Source organism: Flavobacterium lacustre (genome assembly GCF_027474525.2).
In the GTDB taxonomy this organism is placed as follows: domain Bacteria; phylum Bacteroidota; class Bacteroidia; order Flavobacteriales; family Flavobacteriaceae; genus Flavobacterium; species Flavobacterium lacustre.
This window is the reverse complement of sequence record NZ_CP114882.2, coordinates 2,230,173-2,245,400: the sequence shown is the minus strand read 5'-3', so window position 1 is coordinate 2,245,400 and position 15,228 is coordinate 2,230,173. Positions and strand designations below refer to the sequence as shown.

The 15,228-nt window shown below is 35.2% G+C and carries 18 protein-coding genes and 1 pseudogene; 8 read left to right on the top strand and 11 right to left on the bottom strand.

Annotated features, from left to right (window positions below; translation table 11 throughout):
* Positions 1-52: 52 nt before the first annotated feature.
* The 5 genes from O6P34_RS09775 to O6P34_RS09755 all read right to left on the bottom strand — a co-directional run bounded on the left by O6P34_RS09775 (position 53) and on the right by O6P34_RS09755 (position 2,670).
* On the bottom strand, positions 53-340 hold the full coding sequence (locus O6P34_RS09775) for a hypothetical protein (RefSeq protein WP_269684325.1): 288 nt from the start codon (positions 338-340) through the stop codon (positions 53-55).
* Between the two features lie 411 nt (positions 341-751).
* Entirely contained in the window at positions 752-1,117 is a 366-nt protein-coding gene (locus tag O6P34_RS09770) for a DUF2200 domain-containing protein (RefSeq protein WP_269684324.1), read from the bottom strand.
* A gap of 27 nt (positions 1,118-1,144) precedes the next feature.
* On the bottom strand, positions 1,145-1,537 hold the full coding sequence (locus O6P34_RS09765; protein WP_269684323.1) for a DUF1801 domain-containing protein: 393 nt from the start codon (positions 1,535-1,537) through the stop codon (positions 1,145-1,147).
* A gap of 77 nt (positions 1,538-1,614) precedes the next feature.
* Positions 1,615-2,259: a DUF1801 domain-containing protein gene (locus O6P34_RS09760; RefSeq protein WP_269684322.1), complete on the bottom strand. Its 645-nt coding sequence runs from the start codon at positions 2,257-2,259 to the stop codon at positions 1,615-1,617.
* An 87-nt stretch (positions 2,260-2,346) separates the two neighbouring features.
* A complete protein-coding gene (locus O6P34_RS09755) occupies positions 2,347-2,670 on the bottom strand; it encodes a hypothetical protein (protein WP_269684321.1) in 324 nt (107 codons plus the stop codon).
* Positions 2,671-2,960: 290 nt separating this feature from the next.
* On the opposite strand from O6P34_RS09755, the gene O6P34_RS09750 reads away from it, so the two are divergent.
* Complete coding sequence (locus O6P34_RS09750; RefSeq protein ID WP_269684320.1) at positions 2,961-3,782, top strand: helix-turn-helix domain-containing protein; 822 nt, start codon at positions 2,961-2,963, stop codon at positions 3,780-3,782.
* A gap of 113 nt (positions 3,783-3,895) precedes the next feature.
* Here the strand turns inward: O6P34_RS09750 and O6P34_RS09745 are convergent, their stop codons facing one another.
* Positions 3,896-4,396: a RusA family crossover junction endodeoxyribonuclease gene (locus O6P34_RS09745; RefSeq protein WP_269684319.1), complete on the bottom strand. Its 501-nt coding sequence runs from the start codon at positions 4,394-4,396 to the stop codon at positions 3,896-3,898.
* A gap of 345 nt (positions 4,397-4,741) precedes the next feature.
* Positions 4,742-5,422, bottom strand: a complete 681-nt coding sequence (locus O6P34_RS09740; RefSeq protein ID WP_269684318.1) for a hypothetical protein — start codon at positions 5,420-5,422, stop codon at positions 4,742-4,744.
* 510 nt (positions 5,423-5,932) lie between these two features.
* Between O6P34_RS09740 and prfA the strand changes: the two genes are divergently transcribed.
* From prfA to pyrF, 3 genes are all read left to right on the top strand, one after another.
* Complete coding sequence (prfA, locus tag O6P34_RS09735; protein ID WP_269684317.1) at positions 5,933-7,009, top strand: peptide chain release factor 1; 1,077 nt, start codon at positions 5,933-5,935, stop codon at positions 7,007-7,009.
* Positions 7,010-7,142: 133 nt separating this feature from the next.
* Positions 7,143-7,502, top strand: coding sequence for a four helix bundle protein (locus O6P34_RS09730; protein ID WP_269684316.1), 360 nt, complete (start codon positions 7,143-7,145; stop codon positions 7,500-7,502).
* A gap of 45 nt (positions 7,503-7,547) precedes the next feature.
* Positions 7,548-8,393 carry an orotidine-5'-phosphate decarboxylase gene (gene pyrF, locus O6P34_RS09725; protein WP_269684315.1) on the top strand — a complete coding sequence of 282 codons (846 nt, stop codon included), beginning with the start codon at positions 7,548-7,550 and terminating at the stop codon, positions 8,391-8,393.
* A gap of 24 nt (positions 8,394-8,417) precedes the next feature.
* On the opposite strand, the gene O6P34_RS09720 is transcribed toward pyrF, so the two are convergent.
* On the bottom strand, positions 8,418-9,026 hold the full coding sequence (locus O6P34_RS09720) for a YceI family protein (RefSeq protein ID WP_269684314.1): 609 nt from the start codon (positions 9,024-9,026) through the stop codon (positions 8,418-8,420).
* Between the two features lie 95 nt (positions 9,027-9,121).
* Here O6P34_RS09720 and O6P34_RS09715 point away from each other — a divergent pair, with 95 nt between their 5' ends.
* Positions 9,122-9,931, top strand: a complete 810-nt coding sequence (locus O6P34_RS09715) for an ABC transporter substrate-binding protein (protein ID WP_269684313.1) — start codon at positions 9,122-9,124, stop codon at positions 9,929-9,931.
* On the opposite strand, the gene O6P34_RS09710 is transcribed toward O6P34_RS09715, so the two are convergent.
* Positions 9,911-10,060, bottom strand: coding sequence for a hypothetical protein (locus O6P34_RS09710; protein WP_269684312.1), 150 nt, complete (start codon positions 10,058-10,060; stop codon positions 9,911-9,913). The two genes, O6P34_RS09715 and O6P34_RS09710, sit on opposite strands and share 21 nt — an antisense overlap.
* 107 nt (positions 10,061-10,167) lie before the next feature.
* Between O6P34_RS09710 and O6P34_RS09705 the strand changes: the two genes are divergently transcribed.
* Both O6P34_RS09705 and O6P34_RS09700 read left to right on the top strand, forming a co-directional pair.
* Positions 10,168-10,953, top strand: a complete 786-nt coding sequence (locus O6P34_RS09705; protein WP_269684311.1) for an alpha/beta fold hydrolase — start codon at positions 10,168-10,170, stop codon at positions 10,951-10,953.
* 357 nt (positions 10,954-11,310) lie between these two features.
* Positions 11,311-12,793 (top strand): annotated as a pseudogene (locus O6P34_RS09700) (catalase).
* A 66-nt stretch (positions 12,794-12,859) separates the two neighbouring features.
* Here O6P34_RS09700 and O6P34_RS09695 read toward each other — a convergent pair.
* Both O6P34_RS09695 and O6P34_RS09690 read right to left on the bottom strand, forming a co-directional pair.
* A complete protein-coding gene (locus tag O6P34_RS09695; RefSeq protein WP_269684310.1) occupies positions 12,860-13,552 on the bottom strand; it encodes an SIMPL domain-containing protein in 693 nt (230 codons plus the stop codon).
* 53 nt (positions 13,553-13,605) lie between these two features.
* A complete protein-coding gene (locus O6P34_RS09690) occupies positions 13,606-14,244 on the bottom strand; it encodes a rhomboid family intramembrane serine protease (protein WP_269684309.1) in 639 nt (212 codons plus the stop codon).
* 114 nt (positions 14,245-14,358) lie between these two features.
* Here O6P34_RS09690 and O6P34_RS09685 point away from each other — a divergent pair, with 114 nt between their 5' ends.
* On the top strand, positions 14,359-15,228 hold the full coding sequence (locus O6P34_RS09685; protein ID WP_269684308.1) for a lysophospholipid acyltransferase family protein: 870 nt from the start codon (positions 14,359-14,361) through the stop codon (positions 15,226-15,228).

Genomic DNA, 15,228 nt, shown 5'->3' with positions numbered 1-15,228 from the left:
TGGTTTAAGGGTGCAAATTAGGAATTTAGAAATTGGTATTAAAAAGAAATCTTTAGGAGTTATGAACGGGTGTTTCCCCAAAATGCATCCGAGAATCGTAAATGTGCATCGCAATATCGCAAATGCGCATAGGAATATCATGAATGTGCATCCGAGAATCGTAAATGCGCATAGGAGAATCGTGAATGTGCATAGGAATATCGTGAATGTGCATGGCAATATCGTGAATGCGCATGGCAATATCGCAAATGCGCATAGGAATATCGTGAATGTGCATGGCAATATCGTGAATGCGCATAGGAGAATCGCAAATGTGCATAGGAATATCGTGAATGCGCATGGCAATATCCTAAATGCGCATAGGAGTATCGTGAAATGCATACGAGAATCGTGAAATGCATGCGAATATCGTGAAATGCATGCGAGAATCGCGAAATGCATGCGAGTATCGTGAAATGCATACGAATATCGCGAAATGCATACGAGTATCGCGAAATGCATACGAATATCGTGAAATGCATACGAGTATCGCGAAATGCATACGAGTATCGCGAAATGCATACGAGTATCGTGAAATGCATACGAGAATCGTGAAATGCATACGAGAATCTTACTGGTATGACTTTGTCCGTAATTGTTCCGATTGGGCCACGGATGACGCGGATTTAACGGATTAAAAACGGATTTTGTTGGGTTGTGCTATTGTGGGGTTGTGGGGTACTGCAATTTATCTCGTTGTTTTTGGGTTGCTTTATGGCAGTCGTAAAATCTTCTCCATTTTACGTCCTTTCGCCAATTCATCTACGAGTTTGTCTAAATATCGGACTTGTTGTGTTAGCGGATTTTGGATTTCTTCTACCCGATATCCGCAGATTACGCCCGTAATCAGGTGCGCATTAGGGTTTAGTGTCGCATACTGAAAGAATTCTTGAAAGGATACTTTTTGTTCTATGAGTTCTTGCAGTTTTTTTTCATCATAGCCCGTCAGCCACTCGATTACCTGAACTAACTCTTCTTTTGTTCTGTTTTTTCTCTCGACTTTGGCGAGATACAGTGGATATACCGTGGCGAATGTCATTTTTGCGATACGCTCATCGTGATGATTGGTGTTTTTCATTCCTTGTGTTTTAAGGTTTATCGCTATTTATTTCAACCTTATTGATTGGCCTTTTCTTTTGACTATGTTTTTGTAATCCCACTGCAAATCTCTTGCTTTTTTCAGCCAATGAGTGAGGTCTATGGTATTGATTTGTTCTACTGCTGTGAAGAAAATGGAGGCGTCTTTGAATTTACTGCCTTTTATATTTAAAGCGGGTTCTTCAAAGTCGGCACCACTCCAAAACATCAAACGCCATCCTGCTTTTTGTTTGCTGTAGCCCACAATTGGGTTACCGTCCAGAAACCAAACGGGGTGCGCGTGCCAAATTTTACTTTCGGCTTCGGTCAATTCGTTGTCGATAGTCTGAGCGAGCATGTCGACAATTGCTTTGTCGTCCTGGGACTGTAAGTCGTTATATGTTGTAATGGTTTCGTTCATTGTTGAATGCTGTTTTCGTTACATCAATTGGGATTCGATTGGGATTAATGGTTATTTAGAGCATTTTGCAAAATACTTTAGGCTTTGGGAATGAATTTATGTGAACCGTCGCAGCCGGGCATTTTTTTGGACAATCCACAAATGCAATCGTTGATTCCTTTTCTGTCAAGAATACGTTGAGTGTATTTTTCTATTCGGGTTTCGCGGGTTTTGGATTGTTTGGCCTCCGAAAAATAGAGATTGTATGCGCGTTGTCGTCCGGGTGTTAAGGCATTGAAAGCGGTTTTTAACGCCGGATTTTTGTCTAAAGCCATTTGCAATTCTGCTACCCATTCAAGTTCAGTATTGTTTTTGAAAGGGACTTTCAAGCCTGCTTTCTCTATTTCAATGGCTTCGTATATATAGGCTTTGATGGTTGGTTTCTGTTCAGTGATTTCTTCCAGATTTGTAAACTTAAAAAACCGAACTGCCTGACTGTTTTCTCCGGGTTTGCTTAGCACTTTATGGCTGTCTTGGAGTAATGCCCCTTTGACAAAACTAAGGGTACAATAGTTTTTGAAACAGCCTATGATGACCACATTATTTCCTTGAAAGCTATAACAAGGCGTTCGCCACTTGAATTCTTCGGTTAGTCCGCCATCCAGTAGCAGTGTTCGCAACTGTTTTATTTCTGCCTGCCATTTTTTGGCTTCGCTTATAAAATCATCAACTTTGGGATTCATTTTATTTGTTTTTTTTTAAATAAAAGGAGTTTTTGGTTTCATAAAAGTATTAAAAAAAACGCTTTGCAAACGAACGGGCGTTTGGGATTAGTTGTTTGTAAACAATTTCTTTGCTTCTTTCCAAGGTATCAAATCTTCGTTTTGGATGCGACGGGATTCAATTTTGGACGAGAATTTTCCGGATTGTTTCATCGCTGCCAGATGGGTTCCATTGCGATAGAAAGCGTTAATGTCATTTTCGTTTTCCCATAATGTCATAGTGTACCAAACTCTTCCGTTCCAACTGCCTGTTAATTTGTGCTTGTTGCAGTTGGCTTGTTGCAGCTCTGCTATGATTTGCCCATTGAACTTAAAAAAAGGAATCAGTTTTAGGTATGAATTTAACTCGATTTTAGTGATGGAAACTATCATTGGCTTTTATTGGTGTTTGTAATAATGCCCACAAAGATTGCTGTTTTTCTGTTTGTATATGCAAAATAGCTACAAAAAATATTTTCTGTAGCTATTGTTGGAGTGGTTTTTTTGTTGGTTTTGTTTATGGGGGTGAGCGGGATGTATCGTTCTAGCTGTTCCTTTTTATGCATATTTAAAATGTACTAAATTATTTTAATCACAAATAAATTAATTAGTTTATGGAAAACCTCAAAGCAAAAGATTTATAATAACTTATATTTACTATTTATTAATCTAATTCTTAAAAAATGGATAAGTCAAATGCAATTTCATATGCAGAAAAAATTGAAGCTGATAACCTAGAAATTCAGGAGTTTTTTACGTCTAAAGGAAAACTCAGTGAATCTAATTTACTTTATCCTATAAAAAAAAACATAAACACTCAAAAAAACGATAAAATTAATTTAATTGACATTAGTATGAACTTTTTAGAATTTAAAGAATTCCGGGTAAAAAAGGGTTATACCCAAGAAAAAATGGGACTTCTATTAGGAGTAGACAAAATGATTATTACTCAGTTTGAGAAAAACGGCTGTCTTCCAACATTAGCTGCAAATATCATAGACACAATTTTGGCTAGTGAATTTATTAAAAAGGAAAGTAAATTAAAGGGCTTACGTAAATTAAAAACAGGACCGATTGAGCCCGATTTATTTACTACGACAAACAGAAAAAATATCAGAGGAAAGAAATATAATTTATCTACAATAGAGCCTAATAGCTGTTCGGAAAATTTACAAAAGTATAGAAAATTAATGGGTTATAGCCAGGAATATGTAGCAGATCATCTGGGTGTAAATAGAAGAACTATTATTAATTGGGAACAGGGAAAAGCTATACCTAAATCAAGATTGTTCTATTTAGATAAATTGATAAAAGAGTGGAAAGTAGAATTATCGCAATTAGTAGGTTCAGAAAAATCAAATGAAACACGAATAGGACATGAATCAATTAATCACAAAAAACCAATTGAAGAAGTAGAAACAAATATTACTTTAGAATCGAAATACATTGCTTTATTAGAAGAGCAAATAGAATTGTTAAAAGCAAGACTTTCTAAATATGAATAAGTTAAAAACGATTCAGTAGTTCAAATTCGAGGATTATTAATTTTTAAAATTAGTTTTAGTTTTATTCAAAGTTTAAAAAACGAAAGAAGTTATTTTTGTATTTATTTCTTTTTTTACCAAGTAAATTCCAATCCTTTTCTTTCGGGAGTTAATTTTGTAATTGCAATTAGAATACCATTAACTTTCATTGGATGAATGTGTTTTTCAACAATTAGGGATGAAACTTGCGAATCATCTTCAAATGCAATCTCATTTAATGAATCTAAAACTGCTTTTGCAAGATTATCGACATCAACTTCATAATATCGTTTTTCTGTGATTGATATGGATAAATGAACTTGTACATTATGAGGCTTGTTTATTCTATTATTTTTAGAAATTTTTTCTTTTGCGATTCCTTGAATGTATTCCCTGAATTTTATAACTGAACTAGTTTCTGGATTTTTCAAATAGAAATTTTTTAACACAGTTTCTTCTCCATTTTCATTGGTTTCGATAAGATCAATAGGTTTAAATCCATCTTGTTTAGTTGGAACAATTAAATTACCAAAATAGCCGAATAAGAAATCTATTTTTGGATTTTGCTGAAATGTTACACTTTTTTGTTTTTGCATGTTTTAGATAGTTTCATATTTAACGATGTGTTTCCACAAACTGACGCCTAACTTTCATATAATGATGTCCGACTTATGCCCCTTTAATTGGGTCGTTTTGTCTGATAAACGGCAGTGTTTATTGTTTTCCCAAATATATAAACTAATGCCGAAAATACCGACAAAAACATATTAAGTTCAAATCTCATCCTAAAACTAACTTCTTTTAAATCAAGTGTTTTATGGAAAATTGGAAAATATCTTTTTTAACACAAATATGCTAGTTCAAATAACAATAGAAAGACTTTTGAAAGTGGAAGCCGCTTCTTATATCGGGTGCAAAGCGACCAAAAAGGATTTGTGTTATTATTTATAGTTCTTTAAATCTTCCAATGTTGAATCAATTAATATCGGAATTTTTCCGTTTTGAATTTCCTTGTAATTTACTTCTTGACCATTATAAAGGTCAACTGCAATACAATAAGCTGGATTTATATAGAAATCTTTTGAGTGATGTTTATCTAAATATCTATATAGTATATCAGTAAACATTCCTAATTCACTTTTTGGAAAACCTTCTAATTGTGCTACAAACCAAATCCCTCCTATTTCCTCGCTATTATTAATGGAAAATGTAAAAATATGACATGGTTTTGCTTCAACAGGAAGTCCTTTAATATCAAGAATCGCTTGATGTTTTTGTTGTGTTATAAAAGTCAAATTAACATTTGGTTTTAAATGCTGAAAATCGTAATCCTTAAAATTACTTATGATGTCAATGTTTCTTTGAAATTGATCTTTTATTCTGTTAATTTCAGATGATTTAATTTTATCTCGTAAAAAAGTAATTTTATCATCTAGCAAATTGACATTACCAAATTTGAAAGTATTTCTAATTGCACTTAAACAACTAATCCAATAATCACCTCCACCAGAATTATCACCTGACTTAATTTTCTCTTTATTAAGATTATTTACGAATGTGATTTTCGTCCGGTTATTTTTTCCTCGAAATTCAATCAGATTTTTTACAGTTAATTTTTTCATAGTTGTGTGAAATTTGGTGATTTTAGTTTCATTTTTTGATTAGAAATCATATAAGTTCTTGGTTCAGTTTTTAGTCCTTTTCAAAAGTAAGTTCTTTTGCATCAAGGATTTTACGGAAAACCGTAAACGCAATTATTTTAACCCAAACGCCTAGCCCTGATGGAAGGGAAAATCCTTTTTTGATAAAACGCGAAGCAAGTTTTATCAAAAAAGATTGGAATGACAGCAGGAAACAGCTCCTAAAAAAGAGTTTAATTGGTTAACTGGTTAAAAAGGTTAATTGTTTAACTGGTTAATTGGTTAAAAAGGTTAACTGGTTAAAAAGGTTAATTGGTTAATTGGTTAACTGGTTAATTGTTTTAGAGTTTCTGCCGAAGTATTTCTGGTCATACCATGGCTTACTGTGTTTGTGATTTTGAAGTTTTTATTTGGTCGTAAATAGCGAATGGAGCGCCTTGCAAACTGCAATAGTTTTTTGTATTTTTGCCCTCCAATAAAAGGACTAAGAAAATGTTAGATAGACTTCAAATAGTAAAACAGCGTTTCGATGAGATATCGGATTTGATTATTCAGCCGGATGTTATCTCGGATCAGAAGCGTTATGTGCAATTGAATCAAGAGTATAAAAGTTTAAAAGCTCTAGCCGAAAAGCGCGATGAATACGTGCTACTCATGGCGAATATTGATGAAGCCAACGAAATAATTGCCGATAACAGTGATGCCGATATGACCGAAATGGCCAAAATGCAACTGGATGAAGCAAAGGAAAGATTGCCGGAACTGGAGGAAGAAATCAAGTTTATGTTGATTCCTAAAGATCCCGAAGATGCCAAAAATGTGATGGTGGAAATTCGTGCCGGTACCGGTGGGGATGAAGCGAGTATTTTTGCCGGAGATTTGTTCCGTATGTACACGAAATATTGTGAGAACCGAGGTTGGAGAACATCGGTTGTGGATATGAATGAGGGAACTTCGGGTGGTTTTAAAGAGGTGATTTTTGAAGTTACGGGTGAGGATGTTTATGGAACCTTGAAGTTTGAAGCGGGTGTTCACCGTGTGCAACGTGTACCGCAAACGGAAACGCAAGGTCGTGTTCACACCTCGGCAGCGACTGTTATGGTATTGCCGGAAGCAGAGGAATTTGATGTACAGATTGATATGAATGATGTGCGAGTGGATTTCTTTTGTTCGTCAGGACCTGGTGGACAATCTGTAAATACTACGAAATCAGCGGTTCGATTGACGCATATTCCAACTGGCTTGGTGGCGCAATGTCAGGATCAGAAATCACAACATAAGAATAAAGATAAAGCGTTGGGCGTTTTGCGTTCTCGTTTGTACGAACAGGAATTAGCCAAGAAACAAGCGGAAGATGCTTCGAAACGTACTTCTCAAGTAAGCTCTGGTGACCGTTCGGCAAAAATTCGTACCTACAATTATGCTCAAGGTCGTGTGACTGACCATAGAGTTGGTTTGACATTGTACGATTTGGGAAATATCATGAATGGTGATATCCAGAAAATTGTTGACGAATTGCAATTGGTGAACAACATGGAGAAATTGAAAGAGGCAAGCGAGGTATTTTAAATAGGTGCTGGGTGTTGGGTGTTGGGTATTGGGTGTTGGGTACTGGGTTCTGGGTGTTGGGTGCTGGGTTTTGGGTGTTGGGTGTTGGGTTTTGGGTTCTGGGTTTTGGGTGTTGGTTTGTAAATTTTAATATATGAGAAACTTTAGGGATTTAGAAGTTTGGCAAAGCTCTGTTTTATTTGTTAAAAAAATTTACATCATAACTGGCGCTTTCCCAAACGAAGAAAAATTCGGACTGGTTTCTCAAATTAACAGATGCGCCGTTTCAATCCCTTCTAACATTGCCGAAGGTTGTTCCAGAACTTCTCAAAAAGATTTTTCCCGATTTTTACAAATCAGTTTAGGTTCGGCCTTTGAATTAGAGACTCAAATTGAGATTGCTAAAGAAATTGGTTTTGTAAATCTAGCTTTACACTTAGAAATTATTTCCGAGCTTAATGTAATTCAAAAAAGAATTCAGTCCCTAAAAAAATATGTTGATTCCCAAGTTTAATTCCAATACTAAAACCAAAGACCTAAAACCTAACAGCTAAAAATAATGACTACAACAGAATTAATAAACCAAATCAGAATCAAGAAATCATTCCTAGCTGTAGGATTAGATGTTGATTTGACTAAAATTCCACCGCATTTATTAGAACTGGAAGATCCTATTTTTGAATTTAATAAAGCGATAATTGACGCAACCCATGATTTAGCGGTGGCGTACAAACCGAATACTGCTTTTTATGAAGCTTACGGAATCAAAGGTTGGATTTCGTTGCAAAAAACCATTAATTATATCAACGAAAATTTCCCGGATATTTTTACGATTGCCGATGCTAAGCGTGGCGATATTGGTAATACCTCATCGATGTATGCGAAAGCTTTTTTTGAAGATTTAAACTTTGACAGTGTTACCGTGGCTCCTTACATGGGGAAAGATTCGGTAGAGCCGTTTTTGGCTTTCGAAAATAAACATACCATTATGTTGGCTTTGACTTCTAATGAAGGGGCGTTTGATTTTCAGACGTTGAACGTTGACGGAACCCGAGGCGGAGCCGAACGGAGCGAAGCTAAAGAATTGTACAAACAAGTCTTAGAAACGTCTAAAACCTGGAAAAACAGCGAAAACCTGATGTATGTTGTTGGTGCTACCAAAGCGGAATATTTTACTGAAATTCGTAAAATTGTTCCAGACAGTTTCTTGCTGGTTCCCGGAGTTGGCGCGCAAGGCGGAAGTTTATCTGAAGTGTGTAAATACGGAATGAATGCGAATGTTGGATTGCTGATTAATTCCTCAAGAGCGATTATTTATGCTTCAAAAGGAACTGATTTTGTTGAAAAAGCAAGAGCAGAAGCGTTGAAAATGCAACAGGAAATGGCTGCAATTTTAGCTGACTAAAGAAAAAAAGCAAAGGCGAAAGGTTTAGATTTCATCGGTAACGGTGATTTTACATATCATGTGAAAATCAATATCTATCCATTCGCTTACTTTGATTAAGCCCATCATTTGGGTGACCGGAGTCAATCCGAAGTCCCGAATACTGAGTTTCTTTTTGCCATTGATAACTAATACTTCTCCGTCGTTATTGAATGAAATTGGGATGCAATAATGTCTTTTTACGCCTGTAATCGTGATACTGACAATTGCGTTTCCACTGTTTGATTCGCCTTTATCGTCAGGAGCTAAATCTAAATAGTTGATTTGTATTTGTAAATTGGGATAAGTATCGGATTTTAATAACTTCAAAAAATCCTTTAAAGCCATTTTATTATTAGAGGTAAAGTCCTTTACTCCTACCAAAAGTTTATTGTCGCTAAGTGTTATTTTATTTTGGTTTTGTGAAGTGGTAACCGATAATTTTCTGTTGGCAAGCTTATCACCATCCTGAAAAATTTTGAAAGAGATTACATTGGTTGTACCAGTAATCGTTAAAGAACTATTTTTTTGTAATCTGACATTAACAAGCGGTTGTGCGCTTAATGAAGTAGAAACGATGCAATACAGAAATACTATTTTAACAATTGTTTTCATATCGTAAAGATAAATAAAAAATAGGAGAAGAATGCTTCAAGACACAACGGTTTTAAGTAATTTAACGCCTTTATAAATGCAATAGCCCGAAATAAATGATTACAATTCAAGACCAACTCGGTATTTCCCATTCGTTTGCCACTGCACCGAAGCGCATCATTTCACTTGTTCCGTCACAAACCGAATTATTGTATGATTTGGGGCTGGAGGAACGAATTGTTGGTATTACTAAATTTTGTGTGCATCCGTTTCATTTTAAGTCTACCAAGAAAGTTGTAGGCGGGACAAAAACAGTTCACATTGAAAAAATAAAGGCGCTGCAACCCGACATTATCATTTGTAACAAAGAGGAAAACACGCAAGATATGGTGACTGAATTAAGTACCATTTGTCCTGTTTGGGTAACTGATGTTCTGACTATTGAAGATAATTTCAACATGATAACTGATTTTGGTCAACTCTTTAATTGCAGAACCGAAGCACAAAAATGGAATGATAAATTGGCTTTTGCTTTGAGCGATTTTAAAACCTTTATCAAAGACAAACCGTTACAAAAAGTGGCCTATTTTATTTGGAAGAATCCCTATATGGTTGCGGGTTCCCAAACGTATATTGATGCTTTACTGAAACTGAATCACTTTGAGAATATTTATGGCACGAAAGGGCGCTATCCTGAAATTGAATTAAAGAAAATTAGGTTAGAAGGGGATCCGGATTTGGTTTTATTGTCATCGGAACCGTTCCCGTTTAAGGAAGAAGATGCTTTTGAAATTGGGCGTTTTACACATCATGCTAAAACTATTTTTGTAGATGGGGAAATGTTTTCCTGGCACGGAAGCCGCTTGCTAAAAGCCATTCCCTATTTCAGAAAAATACATGAAAGACTAAGCCTCACACTCTTCTAAAACTAATTCTTCTGCCGGGATTGCAGTTTGTGCAATAGTGGTATTAATTTTTGAGATTTGTTCCGAAAGAATTTTAAATTCTCTTTGCAATTTTTCTATTTCACTTTTCTCTTTCAATAATCCTTCCATGGGGTGCAATTTTTTTGCAAATTTACGTTTTACAACTCAAAAATCGGCAATACTTTTTGTTAAGATTGCGATTTAAAATTAAAGTTCTATTTTTACAAAAAAAAAGCGTGATCAATTACACCATCTACAAGAATCCAAACAACACCCAATGGGTAACCTTTGTGCATGGTGCAGGCGGAAGTTCTTCAATTTGGTTCAAACAAATCAGAGATTTTCAAAAACATTATAATGTATTATTATTAGACTTACGCGGTCACGGAGAATCTAAACCAACTCTAAAAACAGCTTTTAAACAAAAATATACATTTGCGGCACTTGCCCACGATATTTTGGAAGTTTTAGACCATCTTAAAATAGAAAAATCGCATTTTGTCGGTATTTCATTAGGTACTATTTTAATCCGACAATTAGCCGAAATGTATCCGGAACGTGTACAAAGCATGATTCTTGGCGGTGCAATTCTGAAAATGAATTTTCGTTCACAAGTTTTGATGCGATTGGGTAATATGTTTAAATATGTTTTACCTTATTTGGTTTTATACAAGTTTTTTGCGTTTGTAATTATGCCTAAAAAAAGTCATAAACAATCGCGATTGCTTTTTATAAATGAAGCCAAAAAACTATACCAGAAAGAATTTATAAAATGGTTTAAATTAACTGCCGAAATCAATCCTGTACTCAAATGGTTTCGACAAGTTGAACTCAATATCCCGACACTTTATGTAATGGGCGAAGAAGATTATATGTTTTTACCTTCAGTTCGAAAAGTTGTAGAGAGTCATTACAGATCATCTAAACTTTTTGTGATTGAAAATAGCGGTCATGTCGTAAATGTGGAGCAACCCAATGCTTTTAATGCTGCTGTGCTTTCGTTTATAAACACTACAAAATAAAAAATGCCGGTATCCAAAAGGATGCCGGCATTCTTATAACTAACCAAAACCAAAATAATAAATAACCAGTTTATTACCCTACAAAGGTCGGACAGAAGTTCTTGTTTTGTTGTTAATATTGTGTTATTACTTTGTTGATGATACGTTAAGTTTTTTTACCTTTAATACTTTATTTTTAACTGTTTTAATTTTTATTGAAATTCAGCGGTTAAAAACAAATTGTTACATCTCCCCATTCCTACTTTCTTCTGTACAAATACTTTTTTTAATAGTTTTTTTTACCATCAAGATAAAAAATTTGTCGTTTTTTATTCTACTAAGTGCATTCGATTTTAAATAATACTAAAAATTACACTTATGAAATCAGAAAAAAAACTTACAACAGCGTCCGGAAGACCTTTTGTAGAAAATGAAAATTCACAGTCTGTCGGTCCGCGAGGTCCTTTGCTACTGCAAGATTACATTCTTCATGAAAAAATGGCTCATTTCAACCGAGAACGTATTCCGGAGCGGGTCGTTCATGCAAAAGGATCCGGCGCGTTTGGTACTTTTACGGTAACCCATGACATTACTAAATATACCAAAGCTAAATTGTTTTCTGAAATTGGAAAAGAAACAAAAGTCTTGCTTCGCTTTTCGACAGTGGGCGGTGAAAAAGGCTCGGCGGATACTGAAAGAGATCCAAGAGGTTTTGCCATAAAATTTTACTCCGAAGACGGAAACTGGGATTTAGTAGGCAATAATACTCCGGTATTCTTTATAAAAGACCCTAAGAAATTTGGCGATTTTATTCATACTCAAAAAAGAGATCCACACACCAATCTAAAATCCCCGACTATGATGTGGGATTATTGGTCTCTGAATCCAGAAAGCTTGCATCAAGTTCTGATTTTAATGTCTGATAGAGGAACTCCTTATGGCTATCGCCACATGAATGGATACGGCAGTCACACTTTTTCTATGCTTAATGCTGCAAACGAAAGGTCTTATGTCAAATTTCATTTCAAAACAGCACAAGGAATTAAAAATTTCACCAATGAAGAAGCGGCTCAAAATGAAAGCGCATGATATGGATTTTTCCCAACGCGATTTATTCGAAAACATTGAAGCCGGAAATTTCCCGAAATGGGACCTTAAAATTCAAGTAATGACCGAAGAAGAAGCCAATTCTCAGGATTATTATTTTAATCCGTTTGATTTGACAAAAGTTTGGCCCCATGGAGATTATCCTTTAATTGATGTTGGTGTTTTAGAATTAAACCAAAATCCACATAATTACTTTCAAGATATTGAACAAGCTGCTTTTGCACCTGCCCACATTGTAGACGGAATTGGTTATTCGCCTGATAAAATGTTACAAGGCCGATTGTTATCCTATCCGGATGCACAGCGCTACCGATTGGGTGCAAACTACGAACAGATTCCAGTAAATCGATGTCCGTTTGCGACTAATAATTACCAACGGGACGGAAGAATGCGTGTGGATGGAAATGGAGGGCAGAATCCAAATTATTTCCCTAACAGTTTTGATGAAATTGAAATAGACATGAATTATAAAGAACCGCCAATAGATCTATTTGGAAAAATGGCCGACTGGTATGACCGAAATTGCGAAGGAGAAAACGATCATTTTTCACAACCCGGAAAGTTATTTCAAATCATGACGCCAGAGCAACAAAAAAACACAATACATAATATTACAGGTGCAATGTCAGGAATTGAAGGCCCCAAAAAAGACCTCATCATCAACCGTCAATTGTACCATTGGTTTAGAGTCAATTCCAGTTTAGGAGCAGGAATTGCTAAGGGATTAGGCGTTGAAGTCAATCAGCATTTATAATCCCATTATTAACTAAAAAAGGCTGTTCAAGATTCCCCTGAACAGCCTTTTTAATGCTTTTTGGATTTATTCCAAAATAAAACTTACGCTTACGTTAGCCGTAATATTGATTTCTCCAACAGCCAATGTTTCTCTCGGAGCAGCTTCTCTATCGCTCATTGCCATTGTTTTCATAGCTGCATAAACCGGTTGTGGATAATAGGTTTGTGAATTATCTGATATTGTCATCGCTTTACCTACTTTTTGCCCCAATACCGAAACATAATCCTGTGCTTTTAGTTTCGCTTCTTTCATTGCTAATTTTCTGGCTTCTGATTGGTATTCCGCTAATTTTGAAGATTGGAACGTTACCGCATCAATTCTGTTAATTCCTTCGTCAACCAAACCTTCCATTAATTCATCATATTTAGATAAATCTTTCAACAGAATTTCGATAGTTTGAGTCGCGTTATAATTATGTTTCTTTTTTTCATAATCGTATTCCGGATTCAATGCAACACGTTGTGTTTTATAATCTGCAGGAGACAGGTTCATTTTTTTTATGAATTTCAAAACAGCTTCTATTTTTTGATCATTTTGCCTTTTTACATCTTTAGCATTATTCCCTTTTGTTTCCACCGTTACAGCAATCGATGCCTGGTCTGGAACTACTTTTATTTTTCCTTCTCCGTTCACGCTTATTTGTGGAACTTGTTTAATTTCCTGAGCGTATGTCATTGACATAAACATAATGGCTAAAATTAATGCTGCTTTTTTCATTTGAATTATTGTTTTAATTGTTTTGTATCATTTCTCTTTCAAAAGTTGTGCCATTATAATTTTCCCATCTTTTCCATTGCAAAAAGAATCACAATTGGAATAGCCAATAAAATAACCATCAAAGTATGTTCTGCAAATAATTGTGGCTCTTTGATAAGTGTAATCAAATAACCGCCAACAGCACCTCCAAAATGTGCCGTATGACCAATATTATCATTTTTAGCTTTCATTCCGTAGATAGAATACAGCAAGTACAGAATTCCAAAAAGATAGGCCGGAATCGGAATAACAAAAAAGATTCCCAACATCATGTCCGGCTGCAATAATATAGCCGAATATAAAACACCCGTTACAGCACCCGAAGCACCAACAGCTCTATAACTGTAATCGTTTTTGTGAAAAACCATCGTCAACAAACTCCCGAAAATTAAGCTTCCGAAATAAACCAATCCGAATGAAAAATCACCTAAATAGCCTATTACCACCGGAGCAAAAAACCAAAGTGTCAACATATTAAAAATTAAATGCGTCATATCTGCATGAAGAAATCCCGAAGACAACATCCGGATTTGCTCTCCGGCCCGAATACTTCCGACATGAAATTCATATTTTCTAAAAAAAGAAAGGTCATTAAAACCTTTGTAACTTATTAAAACGTTAACGACAATTATAGCTATTAAAATGGTATTCATACAGTTGTTTTATTAGGAATCGTAAAGATAGTGAAACTCAAGTTTGATACAGTTCAGTGTCAAAATTTATATCGTTGTTTCTTTTTGCGTTATATTTGCATAAAAAAATACTGCATGCAATTTCTCGTTTTTATCATTGCCTTCCCATTTCTGTGGATTATTTCAATCCTGCCGTTTCGCCTTTTTTATTGGTTTTCAGATTTTGTGTATTTGATCTTATATTACATTATTGGCTATCGCAAAAAAACGGTCAGAGAGAATTTAGCTTTGGCTTTTCCAAATCTTAGTGCAAAAGAACGACTCGTTATCGAAAAAAAATCATACCACCATTTGTGCGATATATTTCTGGAAATGATAAAAACCATGACTATTTCTCCCGAAGAAATGAATAAAAGATTCATCATCACCAATCTTGAAGTAGTCAAAGAATATGAAAAAAAGGGAAAAAGCACGATTCTGTTAGCCTCTCATTATGCGAGTTGGGAATGGTTGTTGACTCTTAACGAAAAAACACTTTTCAGAGGAATAGGCGTTTATAAAAAAATCGCCAATAAATACTTTGACAAATTAATTCGGGATATTCGTTCTAAATACAAAGCCGAATTAGTGGAAACAAAAAGAGCCATTCCGTTAATCGCCGAAAACCAAGAGAAAGGAATCCTGAGCATGTATGGTTTAGCCAGTGATCAATCGCCAAAACTAAATAGAGCATTTCATTGGGACAAATTCATGGGAGTAGAAGTTCCGGTGCATACCGGAGCCGAAATGCTAGCCAAAAGATATGATTTGAATGTTCTTTTTGTAAAAGTAAAAAAGGTAAAAAGAGGTTTCTATGAAGCTACTTTTGTTCCAATTACGGATAATCCAAGATCAATACCTGATTTTGAAATCACCAATGTGTTTTTAAGAGAAGTCGAAAAACAAATCCTTGAAGCGCCCGAATATTATTTCTGGACGCACAAACGATGGAAACACAAAAGGTAG

Bases quoted from the DNA above. Each gene is read 5' to 3' on its own strand.
- O6P34_RS09775 (WP_269684325.1), bottom strand. From the start codon at position 340: ATGCGCATTCACGATATTCCTATGCACATTTGCGATTCTCCTATGCGC.
- O6P34_RS09770 (WP_269684324.1), bottom strand. From the start codon at position 1,117: ATGAAAAACACCAATCATCACGATGAGCGTATCGCAAAAATGACATTC.
- O6P34_RS09765 (WP_269684323.1), bottom strand. From the start codon at position 1,537: ATGAACGAAACCATTACAACATATAACGACTTACAGTCCCAGGACGAC.
- O6P34_RS09760 (WP_269684322.1), bottom strand. From the start codon at position 2,259: ATGAATCCCAAAGTTGATGATTTTATAAGCGAAGCCAAAAAATGGCAG.
- O6P34_RS09755 (WP_269684321.1), bottom strand. From the start codon at position 2,670: ATGATAGTTTCCATCACTAAAATCGAGTTAAATTCATACCTAAAACTG.
- O6P34_RS09750 (WP_269684320.1), top strand. From the start codon at position 2,961: ATGGATAAGTCAAATGCAATTTCATATGCAGAAAAAATTGAAGCTGAT.
- O6P34_RS09745 (WP_269684319.1), bottom strand. From the start codon at position 4,396: ATGCAAAAACAAAAAAGTGTAACATTTCAGCAAAATCCAAAAATAGAT.
- O6P34_RS09740 (WP_269684318.1), bottom strand. From the start codon at position 5,422: ATGAAAAAATTAACTGTAAAAAATCTGATTGAATTTCGAGGAAAAAAT.
- prfA (WP_269684317.1), top strand. From the start codon at position 5,933: ATGTTAGATAGACTTCAAATAGTAAAACAGCGTTTCGATGAGATATCG.
- O6P34_RS09730 (WP_269684316.1), top strand. From the start codon at position 7,143: ATGAGAAACTTTAGGGATTTAGAAGTTTGGCAAAGCTCTGTTTTATTT.
- pyrF (WP_269684315.1), top strand. From the start codon at position 7,548: ATGACTACAACAGAATTAATAAACCAAATCAGAATCAAGAAATCATTC.
- O6P34_RS09720 (WP_269684314.1), bottom strand. From the start codon at position 9,026: ATGAAAACAATTGTTAAAATAGTATTTCTGTATTGCATCGTTTCTACT.
- O6P34_RS09715 (WP_269684313.1), top strand. From the start codon at position 9,122: ATGATTACAATTCAAGACCAACTCGGTATTTCCCATTCGTTTGCCACT.
- O6P34_RS09710 (WP_269684312.1), bottom strand. From the start codon at position 10,060: ATGGAAGGATTATTGAAAGAGAAAAGTGAAATAGAAAAATTGCAAAGA.
- O6P34_RS09695 (WP_269684310.1), bottom strand. From the start codon at position 13,552: ATGAAAAAAGCAGCATTAATTTTAGCCATTATGTTTATGTCAATGACA.
- O6P34_RS09690 (WP_269684309.1), bottom strand. From the start codon at position 14,244: ATGAATACCATTTTAATAGCTATAATTGTCGTTAACGTTTTAATAAGT.
- O6P34_RS09685 (WP_269684308.1), top strand. From the start codon at position 14,359: ATGCAATTTCTCGTTTTTATCATTGCCTTCCCATTTCTGTGGATTATT.